Genomic DNA, 14,271 nt, shown 5'->3' with positions numbered 1-14,271 from the left:
CAGGTTGAGGTATGTGCAATCCGAGCCAAAGCGCCCCATTCCAACCAGAAAGGACCTGTCATGGACGGCACGTTCAATGAAAATGATATCTCACGCGTAGTCGAAGCAGACCGCGCCCATATCTGGCACCACCTGTTGCAGCATAAGCCCCTTGAAGCCAATGATCCCCGCATCATCGTCGAAGGCAAAGGCATGCGCGTCTGGGACCAAAAGGGCAAAGAGCACCTGGATGCTGTGTCCGGCGGTGTCTGGACCGTTAACGTTGGCTACGGCCGCGAATCAATCGCCAAGGCGGTCTATAACCAGCTGATTAAAATGAACTATTTCGCTCAATCGGCGGGCTCGATCCCCGGCTCGATCTTTGCGGAAATGCTGATCGACAAGATGCCGGGCATGAACCGCGTCTATTACACAAACTCTGGGTCCGAGGCGAACGAGAAGGTGTTCAAACTGGTTCGTCAGATCGCGCACAAGCGCTATGGCGGCAAGAAAACCAAGATCCTATATCGGGATCGCGATTATCACGGCTCGACTCTGGCAACCATGTCAGCCGGTGGTCAGGACGAGCGTAACGCACAATACGGTCCCTTTGCGCCCGGATTCATCCGCGTTCCGCACTGCATGGAATACCGCAAACACGAGCTGGGTCACGAAGATCTGTCCGGCGAAGCCTTTGGTCACGCTGCTGCAGACGCCATCGAAGAGGTGATTCTGCGCGAAGGTCCGGAAACCGTTGGCGCGCTGTGCCTCGAACCGGTCACCGCAGGCGGTGGTGTGATCGAAGCCCCCACCGGCTATTGGGAACGTGTTCAGGAAATCTGTAAAAAGTACGACGTCCTGCTTCACATCGACGAAGTTGTTTGTGGCGTTGGCCGCACCGGCACTTGGTTTGGCTATCAGCAGTACGGCATCAAGCCGGATTTCGTGACCATGGCCAAAGGTGTAGCCTCTGGGTATGCCGCGATTGCCTGCATGGTCACCACCGATGCAGTCTTTGACCTGTTCAAAGACAATACCGATGACCCGCTGAACTACTTCCGCGACATCTCGACCTTTGGTGGTTGCACCGCAGGTCCCGCTGCTGCGATCGAGAACATGCGCATCATTCAGGACGAAAACCTGCTTGATAACTGTAACGCCATGGGCGAGCACATGATGGGCAACCTCCACGCGCTGATGGAAAAGCACAAAGTTGTCGGCGATGTGCGCGGCAAAGGCTTGTTCCTCGGTGCCGAACTGGTCGCAGACCGGTCCACCAAAGAACCCGTTGACGAAAAACTGGCGCAGGCGGTTGTTGCCGACTGTATGAACCAGGGCGTCATTATTGGTGTGACCAACCGGTCGATTCCGGGCAAGAACAACACCCTGTGTTTCTCACCTGCTCTGATCGCCACCGCAGACGACATCGACCAGATCACCGATGCTGTTGATGGTGCGCTGGGTCGCGTGTTCGGCTAACCGATTACGCCCACCCTCTGCCTCTCCCCGGCAAGGTGGGTGTATACTCAAGACCGGCGCGCCCACCGCGCCGGTCTTTTTTGTTCTAAATCACATCGCTGCGGTGGCTTCGATTTCGAACAACAACCCGGGAATCGCCAATCGGTCCACACCCAGCAAAGTCATTGGAGGCGCTGCTTGAAACGGCCCGAACCGCACTCCAAGCACTTCAAAGTGTTTCAGCGCCTCATCCACATCGGTCACAAAGATCCCAAGCCGGATAACATTGCGCAGTGTCATGTCCGCGCCAGCCAGCACAGCCTCCAGATTATCAAGGGCAAGGCAGATCTGGGCGCGCATATCACCGGGATGCTGCGGAAGCCCTTTCCCATCAACCGCGGTTTGACCCGCACAGATCAATTGCCGCGTCGCCCCTTCGATGATTTCAGCCTGATTATAGCCAAGTTTCTGGGACCAATCCCATGGGTTTACGGCTGTACGTTGCATTGTCTCGCCTCCTTGTTGAGATAGCTACAGACCGCTTAACTTAAAAAGGTGCCAAAATTTGGCACCGTATATGCTACGCTGAACAGATGAATATTCGTCTCCGTCATGATGCCATCGCACGCACCCTGCGCCGCAATGGAACGTCCACAATTGATGAACTCGCCCAAGAGGTCGGCGTATCCAGACGCACAATCCTGCGCGATATCAGCGCTCTACGTGATCAGGGGTTCGTGATCCACTCAGAAAGCGGACGCGGCGGCGGCCTGCATCTTGATCCCCAATCGGTCCAAACCACGGCACGCTTGTCCGTGGCCGAGGTGTTTGCCCTTCTGATCAGCGTGTCCGCCATGCGCGCAGCCCAGAACCTCCCCTTTTCTGATCTCGCTGACGCCGGGCTGGCCAAGATTGAAAAGGCGTTGCCCTCAGACAAAGTACGCGACCTGCGCCGCTTCCTTGATTGCCTGCACATTGGGCAACTCTCACCACATCAGGACATTTCAGATCTCGGACCGATTGATCCGGCCCTCCTGCCTGCATTCGAAACCGCATTCTTGCAACAGCACCACCTGCGGTTTCAATACCGCGACGCGAAAGGCGCACAAACTAGCCGTCAGATCGAACCTCAGGCCATGCTGATCCTGTCCCCCCTTTGGTATCTGGTTGCCTGGGATCCAGCACGCGATGATTTTCGACACTTTCGAATGGATCGGGTCAGCCTCCCTGAAATGGTCGAAGGCACCTCATTCCGACGCAGATATGTTCCCTTCCAAAAAGATGTCTGCCCGTTTCGTGAAAGACTTAAATAATCAAAGGCTAAGCCCCTCAATCATTGAACCGCACTGTTTGAATGCCTCTTACAGCGGACGGTGCGGTCAGATTGGACTGTTCAAAAAGATAAAAACCGGACCTTTATGAGGTTCAAGTTCTCGCCGATAACCGGGTAAAACATCAAACCGAAAGGACCAACCAATGTGGGCCACTCCCGTTTCCCTGTCTGGGCAACATTGCTCTCTCTTGCCCCTCTCGCACAATCATGCTGATGGCTTGAGCGCGGCCTCTGCCAGCGGTGACTTGCACCGCCTCTGGTACACAAGCATCCCAGCCCCTGATCAGGTCGAAGCCGAAATCGATCGGCGCCTGTCACTGCAAGAAACCGGCAGCATGATTCCCTTTACCGCTTGCGACGCCTCCGGGCGCCCGGTTGGTATGACCACATATATGAACATAGACCACGCCAACCGCCGGTTGGAGATTGGCTCCACTTGGTACGGGAAATCAGCACAACGCACGCCCCTCAACACCGAATGCAAACTGCTGTTGCTACGCCATGCCTTTGAAACTCTAGATGCGATTTCTGTTGAATTCCGCACCCATTTCATCAACCACCAAAGCCGTAGGGCTATTGAACGGCTGGGTGCAAAACTCGATGGTGTCCTGCGATCGCACATGATCATGGGCAATGGCACCATTCGCGATACAGCCGTCTATTCCATCATTGCCAGCGAATGGCCAACCGTGCAGGCCAACCTGCAATGGCAACTGGAAAAGCCACGGGACTAAGCCCTATTCGGGGTCATCGCAAAGCTGTGATCCCGAAAACCGACATTTTGTGCTATACTTATACATGTGTTGCAGGCCGGTCTGGCCGCACACCCCCTCGCCGGACCCCGACCTGCGACGCACACAGCCGTCAGCGAAGGGGAAAGACATGGCAAAAACGATCGGAAATCCGCTCAGCTGGGTCGCCCAGAATATCGAGGCCTCCAGCGACCACATCAGCGAGTCCGTCACGCATCTGGGCAGCGACACCGTCCGAGAGCTTCCACACATTCAAACGCTCACGATCGATGACCTGTTCGCCGCCCTGCGCGCCGGGTATCAGGACTTTCTGGCCTCGCGCGCCGATGCGATCTTTATCGCCTTGATCTACCCCATCGCTGGCCTTGTCCTGTTCAGCCTTGGCAGCCGGATGGAGATGGCCCCCTTGCTGGCCCCTCTGATGATGGGCTTTGCCCTCATTGGCCCAGTTGCCGCGGTGGGGCTATATGAGATCAGCCGCCGCCTCGAACAAGGACAAGACGTCCACTGGCTGCACGCTTTCGGCGTCTTCCGCGCGCCATCGTACGGCGCGATCCTCGCCCTTGGGTTCTATCTGACAGCGCTGTTCCTTGTGTGGATGATGACCGCGCACAATCTGTTCATGCAGACCCTTGGGCCCGAAACGCCAGCGTCATTCAGCAGCTTCGTCACCCAAACTCTGACCACCCCTGAAGGCTGGACAATGATCATTGTCGGCACGGCTGTGGGCGGGCTGTTTGCCCTGATCGCACTGGCCATCAGCGTGATCAGCTTCCCACTTCTATTGGATAGACAGGTCGGTGTGCCCGTCGCAGTGGTCACATCGATCCGCGTTCTGCGTCACAACCCGATGGTCATTTTGACATGGGGGGCCATGGTCGCCGGACTGCTTGTTCTCGGGGCCATTCCCATGCTGCTCGGTCTCATCGTTGTGATGCCGGTGCTTGGTCACGCAACTTGGCACCTCTACCGTCGCGCGATCGCGTAACCCTTTGGCTCTTGCCACGTCCGCGCGCGTCGGCCCTGTATGGGTCGGCGCGCGCCTGCGATCTGAATTAGCCGTTCACCTTCATCACGATCTTGCCAATATGGGCCGAGCGTTCCATCCGCGCGTGCGCCGCTGCCGCCTCAGACAGATCAAATTCACTGTCCATCACTGGCGTAACCTTGCCCGCTTCAACCAAGGGCCAGACCGCCTCAAGCAAGTCCTGCGCAATCGCCGCTTTCGCCAGATCACTCTGCGGACGCAGCGTGCTGCCCGTCAGGGTTAACCGCTTGACCATCATCATGGCAAAGTTCACCTCGACCACCGGCCCCTGCAGGAACGCGATTTGCACCAGCCGACCATCCAAATTCAGGGTCTTGATGTTGCGCGGAATGTAATCCCCACCCACCATATCCAGGATAAGATCGGCCCCGCCTTCGCCCTTCATCACCTTAACGAAATCCTCGTCCCGGTAGTTGATCGCGCGCTCAGCCCCCAAGCCCAGACAGGCCTGGCATTTTTCATCCGACCCAGCGGTCACAAATACCCGCGCCCCAAAAGCATGCGCAAGTTGAATCGCTGTCGTCCCGATCCCACTAGATCCTCCATGGACCAGGAACCGCTCGCCCGCTTTCAACCCACCGCGCGTGAACACATTCGACCAGACCGTAAAGAACGTCTCTGGCAAGCAGGCCGCTTCTTTCATCCCAATGCCCGCAGGCACCGGCAAGCAATGCGCCGCAGGGGTCATCACGTAATCCGCATATCCCCCACCCGGCAACAAAGCGCAGACCCTGTCGCCCACGACCAGATTATCGACACCCGCGCCAATCGCCACAACCTCGCCCGAGCATTCCAACCCCGGCAGATCGCTGGCACCGGGGGGCGGATCATAGGCCCCGGCACGCTGTAACGCATCCGGACGATTCACCCCGGCATAGGCCACCTTCAGCACAACCTGACCATGTCCCGCCTGTGGAACAGGGCGCTCACACAGACGCAAAACCTCAGGGCCGCCCGGCTCGCTGATCTCAACAGCGCGCATCTTTTCACTCATCAGGGTTCTCCAGACCATTCAGCCGCCCAGCGGCCTTGCAAAAATAACTTAAACTTTAGCGCCGTGCGCCAAACGACCCCGGCATATCAGACCGCCGCTCGGGTGCCTTGAGCCGCTCCATCAGGAACGCAGGCCCAGCCATCAACGGCTTCAGCAAAGGGTTCTCACGCGCCTGCGCTTTGAACTTCTCAAACGCCATCACGTTTTCAATACGCCGGTCCAGAAACTCCCACGTCGCCGCATGATCCGGGCTGTCATCGCCCAACCAATACAGCACGGTTGAGGAATACACCCCGGCCAAGGTCGCCCGCTTGGAATACCAATTGCCGTCTCGCGACGTATCGCCTAGCGCCTCCCAGATGGCATCGCACGTGCCCCAGATCGCTTTGGCCCCATCCGCCGCATAGGTTGGCAACGCAAACAGAGTCGTGCCCCGCCGCACCAGTTCTTTGTCCTCAATCGTCTCCAGCCGGAACCGCACCGCCGCCGCGATTCGCTCGCTATAGCGCAGTGCGCTCAGATCCGTATCCGCCAACCGGCCCAACATCTTTTGATCCCCCGCCAGATGATAAGCCAACGCCAGATCCACCCCACCGCGCGGACAGATCGCACGCGCCATCACCGGGTCGAGCCCAGAATCAGCCACTGCCGCGTCAAACGTCGCCTCAGACCAGCCATCAAAGGGCACATGCAGACACGCCGCCTCGACCAGCTGCGCCTTTGCATCCATGAATCCTTGGGTCATTTTCTCTACTCCCGACTGCTCTGTCCTGTACTAGACAAGTTCCAGACGCTTTGCTATATGGCCACTTCCTGCAAATCCTTGCAACTCTATCTAGAAAGGTGGTGAAAACCACATGCAGGTTAGTGTTCGTGACAACAATGTCGATCAGGCGCTCCGTGCCCTGAAGAAAAAGCTGCAGCGCGAAGGCGTGTTCCGCGAAATGAAGCTCAAGCAACATTTCGAGAAGCCGTCCGAGAAAAAAGCGCGTGAGAAAGCTGAAGCGATCCGTCGTGCCCGTAAGCTCGCACGTAAGAAAGCACAGCGCGAAGGTATGCTCTAAGCAAACCGTAGCTGTTTTCAGACGCTATTTGACGACCCCCGAGGCCCAGCCGCGGGGGTTTGTCGTTTCTGGGGTGTCCCGATTCCCAACTCCCCGTCCTGACATCGCCACCCGGACAGATCTTGCTGATTTGCCCAATGCCGCTCGGCTCTTTCCAGCCACGTGGCAGGTTCGCCGTTTTCCGGTACTGATTCCCGCTTACGCAAACGCAACCAACAGGCGACGGCCTGCCCGAATACACACCTAAACTTACGCGCTATTCTCGTTGTCCCCCCGCCCCCTCTATGCCGAACGAACGGATTTTTCCAACCGCTCATCCTACAGGAGACGCACATGTCACAAGCCAGCGCACTCGAACAGCAAATGCTTGAATTAATTAACAATGAACGCACATCACGGGGTCTTGAACCGGTCCAATTGGAATTGCGATTGAACGACGCGTCCGAGGATCACAGCCAATGGATGCTGCAACAGGATGTGTTCTCTCACACCGGTGAAAACGGATCAAACCCCGGCGAGCGGATAGAGCAAGCTCAGTTTGAGTTTTCGGGCAATGCAACTTGGGCCGAAAACATCGCATGGCAAAGCGAACGCGGCGCGCCGGGTCTTGAGGATGATGTAATCGACCTGCACAACGGGTTGATGGACAGCCCCGGCCACCGGGCCAACATTCTCAACCCCGATGTCACCGTGATTGGGATCGGCATCGAAACCGGCGATTACCAAGGGTACGAGGCGGTGATGGTCACGCAAAACTTTGCCCGCACCAGCGCGCCCCTGCAATTGGATCAAGGCGCGACACCGCCAACCGCCCCAACAGAACTGCCCGAAACCAGCGACAACTCCACCCCGCCGGAAACGCCCGATACCACGCGCCCTGAAACACCTGCCGTCACACCTGTCGTCGCCCCGCAGCCGGCCGATAACACAGCAACACCAGAGCCAGATCCAACACCAGAAGAGCCGCCAACGACAGGCCCTAATATTCAAGACCTCTTTACCTGTTGGGAGGACGAACAATTCACCTTTGAATGGACCAGCACCGTCTCAACAGATCAAAACACCAATCCTTGGTCATCCCCTACTGATTTTGCCGTCTTCTTCCAGAATGCTCGTGGGCCACAGGACACCGCCCCCACGACCCCAACAGAATGGGTCGACACCGCAGCAATGGACGGCATGTTCATCTGCCAACCGCTCCAAGACACCACGTTCGAAGCCTTCTGTTTCTAAGCCGCAACTCCACTCACACACCATCAGCCAAGCGCGCCCTCGCGCTTGGCCTCTCTCCCGATTGCTACAGCCCAAACACCCGCTGCGCATTGCCGCCAAGAAACAGCGCTTGTTTGTCCTCGGCCAACTCCAACTTATCCAACCCCTTCAGCGCCTGTGCAGGCGGCATCATTGGATAGTTGGTGCCAAACAGCACCTTGGCCGCGCCGTGCCCCTTCATGAACCGGACCAACTCTGGCGGATACCGCCCCGCCGTATAAGCCGAGGTATCGATATGGACGTTCTCGTGTTTGGTCGCGACGGCCACCGCCTCTTCGGTCCACGGATAGCCAATATGCCCGCCCACAATCACCAGTTCGGGGAAATCCAACGCCACTTGATCCAGATACAGGGGCCGCCCTACCTCGGATGGCATCAATGGACCGGTATGGCCGATCTGGGTGCAAAACGGCACGCCTTCCTCAACACAAGCGGTAAACACCGGATAGAACCGGCGATCCGTCGGCGGCACCTCCCACAACCAAGGCAACACCCGGATTGCTTTGAAACCGCGGTCTTGAACACACCGCCGCACCTCGCGCACCGCCTCCATCGGTTTGGATATGTCTACGGACCCTACCCCGACAAACCGATCCGGCGCCTCGGCGACAAAGCCCTCAACCTCAGCATTTGAGATCATCGAATTGCGCGGCGCTTCCCACGCGCTGATCAGCATCTTGTCCACGCCTGCCTGATCCATCAACGCCACCGTGGTCGATACAGGCAAATCTTCGGTCGGGGCCGGTGTTTTGGTCCAACGGCGCAACGAGTCAAACATCGGGTCTTGGGCATGGCGCAAAGTGGGGTGTTGACCCCAAGCATCAATAATCATGGTAACGGCGGGCTCCTGATGGCATAAAACACTCTAGAGATTAACTCTAGAGCATTACTCTAGATTCAAAACATCAGGACGCCTAGCCATGACCGCGACCACCAAGGACCTCATCAGACAGACTGCCCTGACGTTATTTGATGAAAACGGGGTCAGCAGCACGTCGGTGGCGCAAATCAGAACTCAGGCGGGGGTATCAAACGGCAGCTTCTTTCACGCCTATAAAAACCGCGATGCCCTCTGTGCCGATCTATTCCTGACTAGCCTGTACAGTTATCACGCCGCCCTGCTGCACCGCCTGCCCGATACGGCTGCTGACGGCATCGCCACCCTGGTCACTGCACATCTGGAATGGGTCGCAACCTCAGGCCCCCAAGGACGGTTCCTGTTTGAACACGCGCGCTCCGAATGGCTCAGCACCATCCGGGACGCGCAAGTGGTCGAAAACGCCAAACTGGCCCAGCACATCGAAACATGGCGCGCGCCCCTAATCGCGGCGGGTCACCTGCACCCCATGCCCAGCCCTATGTTTTTCGCTCAACTTATCGGCCCCGCACAAATCTATTGCCGCGCATGGCTCTCTGGGCGCAGCACTGAGGACCCCCGCGCCGCCGCCCCGGCGCTGATCACATGCGCCCAGCGCGTGTTGCTCCTCAATCCAGCGAATTAACCCCAACGCACCGGCATCTGCAACGGACCCCGGAACGCCCAACCGCCAAATTCAGCCGCGCCATCCAGCCGCAAATCAGGAAACCGCTCAAACAACAGCGGCAACGCCACATCCCCGATCAACGCCTTGGCCGCCCACGCCCCCGCACAGAAATGCGGCCCAGCGCCAAAGGAAATCGCCGCCGAACTGTCTTGCATCAAATCAAAGGCATCGGGGTTCGCAAACACCGCTTCATCCCGATTGCCCGACCCGAACATCAGAAACACCCGCTCCTCAGGTTTCAACGTAACGCCGTGCAACTCATACTGTTGCGCCACCCGTCGCGGTGACATCCCAATCGGAGACATCCACCGCGCGTATTCCTCAAACGCTTGCCGCCACGTTGCCTGCCCGGCCCGCACTAACTCCAATTGATCCGGATTTTGCAACAAGGCCCAGACCGTTCCGGCTATCGCGTCTCGCGGCTCATTCTGCCCGCCCGAAATCGCCAGCTTAATATTTGCCCGCACCTGCGCGTCTTCCATGCCTTCCTGCCGCTGCACCGACAACAACGACTGATCCGGCGCCGCATCCACAAACAGGATCATCTCATCAATGTGACGATCAATCGACGCGGTGCAATCATGGCACCGGGCTTCGACCTCAGGATCACCTGCGTAATTCGCACAGCCATCAATCATACCCTGACTGACCCGATCCATTTCTACCGCCGACATCTGCGTCAAACCCGTCATCGCCTTCAATGCCTCAGCCGACACCGGCAACGCATAGTCCCGCACCAGATCGCAACGGCCCTGCCCAATGAGCCCCGCCAACACCTGCTCCGTCGCGGCGCGAAACTGGTCCGTCCAAACCCGCTGCACCGTCTTCGGCGACACGGTGGGAAAGATCGCCTTACGCTCAGCCAGATGGTCCGCGCCATCTTTGCGCATCATGTTCTGCCCCATCAACACGGTCATCAACCCACCGGGCTGGTCCGAGGAAAACACCTCGGTCTTCTTTTCCTGCTCAAAAATATCCTGCCGCCGCACAATCAGGGTCGCCCCCAATTGCGGCACAAACACCACCGGCGCCATCGCCCGCATCCGCTTGAGATCAGGGTAGGGATCGCGCCAGAACACCTGTGGGTCGATCTCGTAAACCATGGCATCCGACATTTCATGCCTCCTTACGTGTTGACATGACAACACGTAATCACAGGCTGTGTTGTCATGTCAACACGCTGCAGTTACGCTGTACCAAACCTGCGCCAGAGGCCCCCCATGACCGACCTCACCGATGACCTGTTCCTGATCCATCCCAACGACAGCACCACCAGCCCCGCGGCACCCACGCTCGACTTTACTCGCACGCCCACGGTTCTGCTGACCTTTGCCGGCAACCGCTTCACCCGCAGCGCGACCAAGGATTATCTGGAAAAGTTCGGGATCGGTGTAATGGACTGGCGTGTGTTGGTCATGCTGACCCGCGAACCCGGCAGCTCGGTCTCGCACGCGGCTCAAACCATGGGCATAGACAAGGCCGCCGTCAGCCGTGCCTTGCAACGCATGAAAAAGGCCGGGCTGGTCACATCCGAAACCCTGCTGAAAGATGACCGGCGCAAGGATTGGACGCTGACACCCTTCGGTCATGACCTGCACGCCCGCATCCTTGAGCGGGCATTGGAGCGCCAACGCCACTTGTTGTCGGGCTTCGACCCATCCGAGGTCGAAGCCTTTACCGGCTACCTGCGCCGCTTCCTTGAAAACCTGGAAACGCTCAATGCCTCAGATCAATAGATCTTGGGCACATACAGCTCATCGGGCAGAACCTGACGCTCGTATTCGGGGTTATAATTCCGATCAGGCAACGAAACCTTCTCGCTGGGCACGTCCTCATACGGGATTTGCGACAACAAGTGTTCGATGCAATTCAACCGCTCGCGTTTCTTGTCGTTGCCCTCAACAATATACCACGGGGCCTCAGGGATGTTGGTGCGCGCAAACATCTCTTCCTTGGCTTTGGTGTACTGCTCCCAGCGAATGCGGCTCTCCAGATCCATCGGTGACAGCTTCCACTGCTTCATCGGATCGTGAATACGCATCAGGAATCGCAACTGCTGCTCTTCGTCGGTGATCGAGAACCAGTATTTCAAAACGATCGTGCCCGAGCGCACCAGCATCCGCTCAAATTCCGGCACATCTCGGAAAAACGATTCAACCTGATCCTCGGTCGCAAAACCCATCACCCGCTCAACTCCGGCGCGGTTGTACCAAGACCGATCAAACAAAACGATTTCCCCCCCCGCAGGAAGGTAAGGCACATAGCGTTGAAAATACCACTGGCTCTGCTCCCGCCGCGATGGTGCTGGCAGGGCAACCACACGCGCAATCCGGGGATTGAGCCGCTGGGTGATCCGTTTGATCACGCCACCCTTGCCCGCTGAATCGCGCCCCTCCATCAGGATCACGACCTTTTGGCCGGTGTGCTGCACCCAATCCTGTAGCTTGATCAGCTCGGCCTGCAGCCGCAGCAAATTGCGGAAATAGACCTTGCGATCCAACATTTCGGGGTGCTGCCCGCGATAGATCTTGCGGATCTCCATCGACAACATCGGCTCGCTGAACTCAATCTCGAAATCCTCGTCCAGCGTGTCTTCCAGTTCGGCTTCCAGCCAATCTTTGCTCGGTGCGTCGGAGTCATAGGTCAAGTGCGCGTTCCTTCTCGTCAAATGCGTCTACCCGTTACCGGGCCTGTGTAAACGTTTGATGTCAGCCTGAAATGAGGTGACATCTGCTTTGGGCGGTCAGCCAGCGCCGAAATACGACGGATAGGGCAGATCAATTTCTGCCTCGGACCTCAAATACGCACCCATTCTGTGCGGCCCCAGAGACCACGTATGATGGTACGCAAACGACACCAGCACAACCGCCTTTTCATCGCACGCCAGCGTTCTGAAAACATTGACCCTGATCAACAGATTTCACGATCCTTCGGGGGTCTCACCCGGGGCGTTAACTTTTGCCTTAGACCGGCAGGGCGGTGGTTTTGAAAACGGTGCGCAATGCAAACGAGCTCTGCATCTGCGCCACCCCCGGCAACCGTGCCAAATGCTGCCGGTGAATGCGTGCGAAATCTTCGGTGTTTTCCGCGACTACCTTCAGAATATAGTCCGCGGTTCCCGCCATCAGATGGCATTCCAAAACATCTGGAATCCGCGCCACTGCACGTTCAAAAGCGTCTAAAACTTCGTCCGCCTGCCCCTGCAGTGTGATCTCAACAAACACCGTTGTTGGCACCCCCATCTTGCGCGCATCCAGCAGCGCAACATAGTCGCGAATGTAGCCATCCGCCTCTAATCGCTGAACCCGTCGATGGCAGGCCGAGGGTGATAGATTCGCCTTTTCAGACAGGTCCGCATTGGACATTCGACCCGTTTTTTGCAGGGCAGCCAATATCCGACGATCCGTTGCATCCAACGCCATGGGCGCACATCCTTTGCAAGAATTTTCAATTTCTTCGAATATTATCCCAATAAAGTACAGAATGGCGAGGGGGGTTTCACATTAATTGCGACCAGCATCTGCTCATAATTTAGGCAGATTGTGAACGGAGGACGCGCAATGAAAATCGGTTGCCCCAAGGAAATCAAACCCCAGGAATTCCGGGTCGGCATGACCCCCAACGCAGCGCGCGAAGCGATCGCGCATGGGCATGAGGTCATCATCGAAACCAACGCCGGGTCAGGATCCGGCTTCGACGACACCGCTTATACGGACGCAGGTGCGCAAATCATCGCAACCGCAGCCGAGGTATTTGCAACGGCCGACATGATCGTAAAGGTCAAAGAACCCCAGGCGGGCGAGCGTAAAATGCTGCGCGAAGGCCAGCTGTTGTTCACCTATTTGCACCTGGCACCCGACCCTGATCAAACCCACGATCTGCTGGCCTCCGGCTGTACAGCCATCGCCTATGAAACCGTCACCGACCGCAACGGCGGCCTGCCCCTACTGGCCCCCATGTCCGAAGTCGCCGGTCGCCTCGCACCACAAGTCGGTGCTTGGACCTTGCAAAAAGCCAACGGTGGCCGCGGCGTTCTGATGGGCGGTGTACCCGGTGTTTCTCCAGCCAAAGTCGCTGTGATTGGCGGCGGTGTCGTTGGGACTCACGCTGCCCGCGTTGCGGCTGGTATGGGCGCAGACGTCACAGTTTTGGACCGTTCTCTATCACGCATGCGCTATTTGGATGATGTTTTTGGCAGTGTTTTCAAAACATCTTATGCAAGTGCCGGCAACACAGCTGAACTGGTCACCGAAGCGGACATGGTTATTGGCGCGGTTCTCATCCCTGGCGCTGCAGCTCCTAAATTGGTGACCCGCGATCAGCTCTCCACGATGAAGCCCGGCGCTGCAATCGTTGATGTAGCCATTGACCAAGGTGGTTGCTTTGAAACCTCGCACGCCACCACACATCAGGACCCGATCTATGACGTAGATGGTATCATGCACTATTGTGTTGCCAACATGCCTGGCGCCGTTGCGCGCACGTCGACCATCGCATTGGGCAATGCCACCATGCCGTTCCTGTTGGCTTTGGCTGACAAAGGGTGGAAGAAGGCCTGCCAAGATGACCCGCATTTGCTTGCTGGTCTGAATGTTCATGCCGGCCAATTGACCTACGAAGCCGTTGGCGTTGCGCTTGGCCTGGACACAGTCTCAGCTGAAGCTCTCGTAAACGCATAGCTACAGCAGGGCCCTCCCGCCCCAGAACGCACACCCGCGACGCGGATGTGCATCAGTGTTGGGCATAGCGCCGCGTGGGACACGCGGCGCGGCACCGCATCTCGCAAACGTTGCTACTAGAACGCAACAGCGCCGCGCGGAACGCGCG

General features: G+C 57.6%; 16 protein-coding genes. 9 read left to right on the top strand and 7 right to left on the bottom strand.

Annotated elements, in window-relative coordinates:
- Positions 1-60 precede the first annotated feature (60 nt).
- Positions 61-1,458: an aminotransferase family protein gene (locus ABWV33_RS20410; RefSeq protein WP_113825612.1), complete on the top strand. Its 1,398-nt coding sequence runs from the start codon at positions 61-63 to the stop codon at positions 1,456-1,458.
- Positions 1,459-1,548: 90 nt separating this feature from the next.
- Here the strand turns inward: ABWV33_RS20410 and ABWV33_RS20405 are convergent, their stop codons facing one another.
- Positions 1,549-1,944, bottom strand: a complete 396-nt coding sequence (locus ABWV33_RS20405) for a RidA family protein (RefSeq protein ID WP_353333438.1) — start codon at positions 1,942-1,944, stop codon at positions 1,549-1,551.
- 86 nt (positions 1,945-2,030) lie between these two features.
- Between ABWV33_RS20405 and ABWV33_RS20400 the strand changes: the two genes are divergently transcribed.
- From ABWV33_RS20400 to ABWV33_RS20390, 3 genes are all read left to right on the top strand, one after another.
- The gene (locus ABWV33_RS20400; RefSeq protein ID WP_353333436.1) at positions 2,031-2,750 is read left to right on the top strand and encodes a helix-turn-helix transcriptional regulator; all 720 of its coding nucleotides are present in this window, start codon (positions 2,031-2,033) and stop codon (positions 2,748-2,750) included.
- A gap of 163 nt (positions 2,751-2,913) precedes the next feature.
- Positions 2,914-3,504 carry a GNAT family N-acetyltransferase gene (locus tag ABWV33_RS20395; protein WP_353333434.1) on the top strand — a complete coding sequence of 197 codons (591 nt, stop codon included), beginning with the start codon at positions 2,914-2,916 and terminating at the stop codon, positions 3,502-3,504.
- Between the two features lie 148 nt (positions 3,505-3,652).
- Entirely contained in the window at positions 3,653-4,510 is an 858-nt protein-coding gene (locus tag ABWV33_RS20390) for a DUF2189 domain-containing protein (RefSeq protein ID WP_353333432.1), read from the top strand.
- A 67-nt stretch (positions 4,511-4,577) separates the two neighbouring features.
- On the opposite strand, the gene ABWV33_RS20385 is transcribed toward ABWV33_RS20390, so the two are convergent.
- A complete protein-coding gene (locus ABWV33_RS20385; protein ID WP_353333430.1) occupies positions 4,578-5,564 on the bottom strand; it encodes an NAD(P)H-quinone oxidoreductase in 987 nt (328 codons plus the stop codon).
- Positions 5,565-5,619: 55 nt separating this feature from the next.
- Positions 5,620-6,309, bottom strand: a complete 690-nt coding sequence (locus ABWV33_RS20380; RefSeq protein WP_353333428.1) for a COQ9 family protein — start codon at positions 6,307-6,309, stop codon at positions 5,620-5,622.
- A gap of 112 nt (positions 6,310-6,421) precedes the next feature.
- Here ABWV33_RS20380 and rpsU point away from each other — a divergent pair, with 112 nt between their 5' ends.
- Complete coding sequence (gene rpsU / locus ABWV33_RS20375; RefSeq protein ID WP_008207378.1) at positions 6,422-6,628, top strand: 30S ribosomal protein S21; 207 nt, start codon at positions 6,422-6,424, stop codon at positions 6,626-6,628.
- Positions 6,629-6,961: 333 nt separating this feature from the next.
- The gene (locus ABWV33_RS20370; protein ID WP_353333426.1) at positions 6,962-7,861 is read left to right on the top strand and encodes a CAP domain-containing protein; all 900 of its coding nucleotides are present in this window, start codon (positions 6,962-6,964) and stop codon (positions 7,859-7,861) included.
- Positions 7,862-7,925: 64 nt separating this feature from the next.
- On the opposite strand, the gene ABWV33_RS20365 is transcribed toward ABWV33_RS20370, so the two are convergent.
- Positions 7,926-8,732 carry an amidohydrolase family protein gene (locus ABWV33_RS20365; RefSeq protein ID WP_353333424.1) on the bottom strand — a complete coding sequence of 269 codons (807 nt, stop codon included), beginning with the start codon at positions 8,730-8,732 and terminating at the stop codon, positions 7,926-7,928.
- Positions 8,733-8,820: 88 nt separating this feature from the next.
- Between ABWV33_RS20365 and ABWV33_RS20360 the strand changes: the two genes are divergently transcribed.
- Positions 8,821-9,402 carry a TetR/AcrR family transcriptional regulator gene (locus tag ABWV33_RS20360; protein ID WP_353333422.1) on the top strand — a complete coding sequence of 194 codons (582 nt, stop codon included), beginning with the start codon at positions 8,821-8,823 and terminating at the stop codon, positions 9,400-9,402.
- Here ABWV33_RS20360 and ABWV33_RS20355 read toward each other — a convergent pair.
- Positions 9,399-10,559 (bottom strand): cytochrome P450, encoded by a 1,161-nt coding sequence (locus ABWV33_RS20355; RefSeq protein ID WP_353333420.1) that lies wholly within the window; start codon positions 10,557-10,559, stop codon positions 9,399-9,401. The genes ABWV33_RS20360 and ABWV33_RS20355 overlap by 4 nt on opposite strands.
- A 105-nt stretch (positions 10,560-10,664) precedes the next feature.
- Between ABWV33_RS20355 and ABWV33_RS20350 the strand changes: the two genes are divergently transcribed.
- Complete coding sequence (locus tag ABWV33_RS20350; RefSeq protein WP_353333418.1) at positions 10,665-11,180, top strand: MarR family winged helix-turn-helix transcriptional regulator; 516 nt, start codon at positions 10,665-10,667, stop codon at positions 11,178-11,180.
- Here the strand turns inward: ABWV33_RS20350 and ppk2 are convergent.
- Both ppk2 and ABWV33_RS20340 read right to left on the bottom strand, forming a co-directional pair.
- On the bottom strand, positions 11,174-12,091 hold the full coding sequence (gene ppk2, locus ABWV33_RS20345; protein ID WP_113825601.1) for a polyphosphate kinase 2: 918 nt from the start codon (positions 12,089-12,091) through the stop codon (positions 11,174-11,176). The two genes, ABWV33_RS20350 and ppk2, sit on opposite strands and share 7 nt — an antisense overlap.
- Positions 12,092-12,407: 316 nt before the next feature.
- Positions 12,408-12,866: an Lrp/AsnC family transcriptional regulator gene (locus ABWV33_RS20340; protein ID WP_113825600.1), complete on the bottom strand. Its 459-nt coding sequence runs from the start codon at positions 12,864-12,866 to the stop codon at positions 12,408-12,410.
- 138 nt (positions 12,867-13,004) lie between these two features.
- Here ABWV33_RS20340 and ald point away from each other — a divergent pair, with 138 nt between their 5' ends.
- Positions 13,005-14,123 (top strand): alanine dehydrogenase, encoded by a 1,119-nt coding sequence (gene ald, locus ABWV33_RS20335; RefSeq protein ID WP_353333416.1) that lies wholly within the window; start codon positions 13,005-13,007, stop codon positions 14,121-14,123.
- The last annotated feature ends 148 nt before the right edge of the window (positions 14,124-14,271 follow it).

This window comes from Phaeobacter sp. NW0010-22, assembly GCF_040365955.1.
Lineage (GTDB): Bacteria > Pseudomonadota > Alphaproteobacteria > Rhodobacterales > Rhodobacteraceae > OMPR01.
Note: the sequence above shows the minus strand (reverse complement) of the source record. Positions and strands in the feature narration are given on the sequence as shown.

What these genes read in the sequence shown, in the direction of transcription:
- ABWV33_RS20410 (WP_113825612.1), top strand. Translation starts at nt 61, where the DNA reads ATGGACGGCACGTTCAATGAAAATGATATCTCACGCGTAGTCGAAGCA.
- ABWV33_RS20405 (WP_353333438.1), bottom strand. Translation starts at nt 1,944, where the DNA reads ATGCAACGTACAGCCGTAAACCCATGGGATTGGTCCCAGAAACTTGGC.
- ABWV33_RS20400 (WP_353333436.1), top strand. Translation starts at nt 2,031, where the DNA reads ATGAATATTCGTCTCCGTCATGATGCCATCGCACGCACCCTGCGCCGC.
- ABWV33_RS20395 (WP_353333434.1), top strand. Translation starts at nt 2,914, where the DNA reads ATGTGGGCCACTCCCGTTTCCCTGTCTGGGCAACATTGCTCTCTCTTG.
- ABWV33_RS20390 (WP_353333432.1), top strand. Translation starts at nt 3,653, where the DNA reads ATGGCAAAAACGATCGGAAATCCGCTCAGCTGGGTCGCCCAGAATATC.
- ABWV33_RS20385 (WP_353333430.1), bottom strand. Translation starts at nt 5,564, where the DNA reads ATGAGTGAAAAGATGCGCGCTGTTGAGATCAGCGAGCCGGGCGGCCCT.
- ABWV33_RS20380 (WP_353333428.1), bottom strand. Translation starts at nt 6,309, where the DNA reads ATGACCCAAGGATTCATGGATGCAAAGGCGCAGCTGGTCGAGGCGGCG.
- rpsU (WP_008207378.1), top strand. Translation starts at nt 6,422, where the DNA reads ATGCAGGTTAGTGTTCGTGACAACAATGTCGATCAGGCGCTCCGTGCC.
- ABWV33_RS20370 (WP_353333426.1), top strand. Translation starts at nt 6,962, where the DNA reads ATGTCACAAGCCAGCGCACTCGAACAGCAAATGCTTGAATTAATTAAC.
- ABWV33_RS20365 (WP_353333424.1), bottom strand. Translation starts at nt 8,732, where the DNA reads ATGATTATTGATGCTTGGGGTCAACACCCCACTTTGCGCCATGCCCAA.
- ABWV33_RS20360 (WP_353333422.1), top strand. Translation starts at nt 8,821, where the DNA reads ATGACCGCGACCACCAAGGACCTCATCAGACAGACTGCCCTGACGTTA.
- ABWV33_RS20355 (WP_353333420.1), bottom strand. Translation starts at nt 10,559, where the DNA reads ATGTCGGATGCCATGGTTTACGAGATCGACCCACAGGTGTTCTGGCGC.
- ABWV33_RS20350 (WP_353333418.1), top strand. Translation starts at nt 10,665, where the DNA reads ATGACCGACCTCACCGATGACCTGTTCCTGATCCATCCCAACGACAGC.
- ABWV33_RS20340 (WP_113825600.1), bottom strand. Translation starts at nt 12,866, where the DNA reads ATGGCGTTGGATGCAACGGATCGTCGGATATTGGCTGCCCTGCAAAAA.
- ald (WP_353333416.1), top strand. Translation starts at nt 13,005, where the DNA reads ATGAAAATCGGTTGCCCCAAGGAAATCAAACCCCAGGAATTCCGGGTC.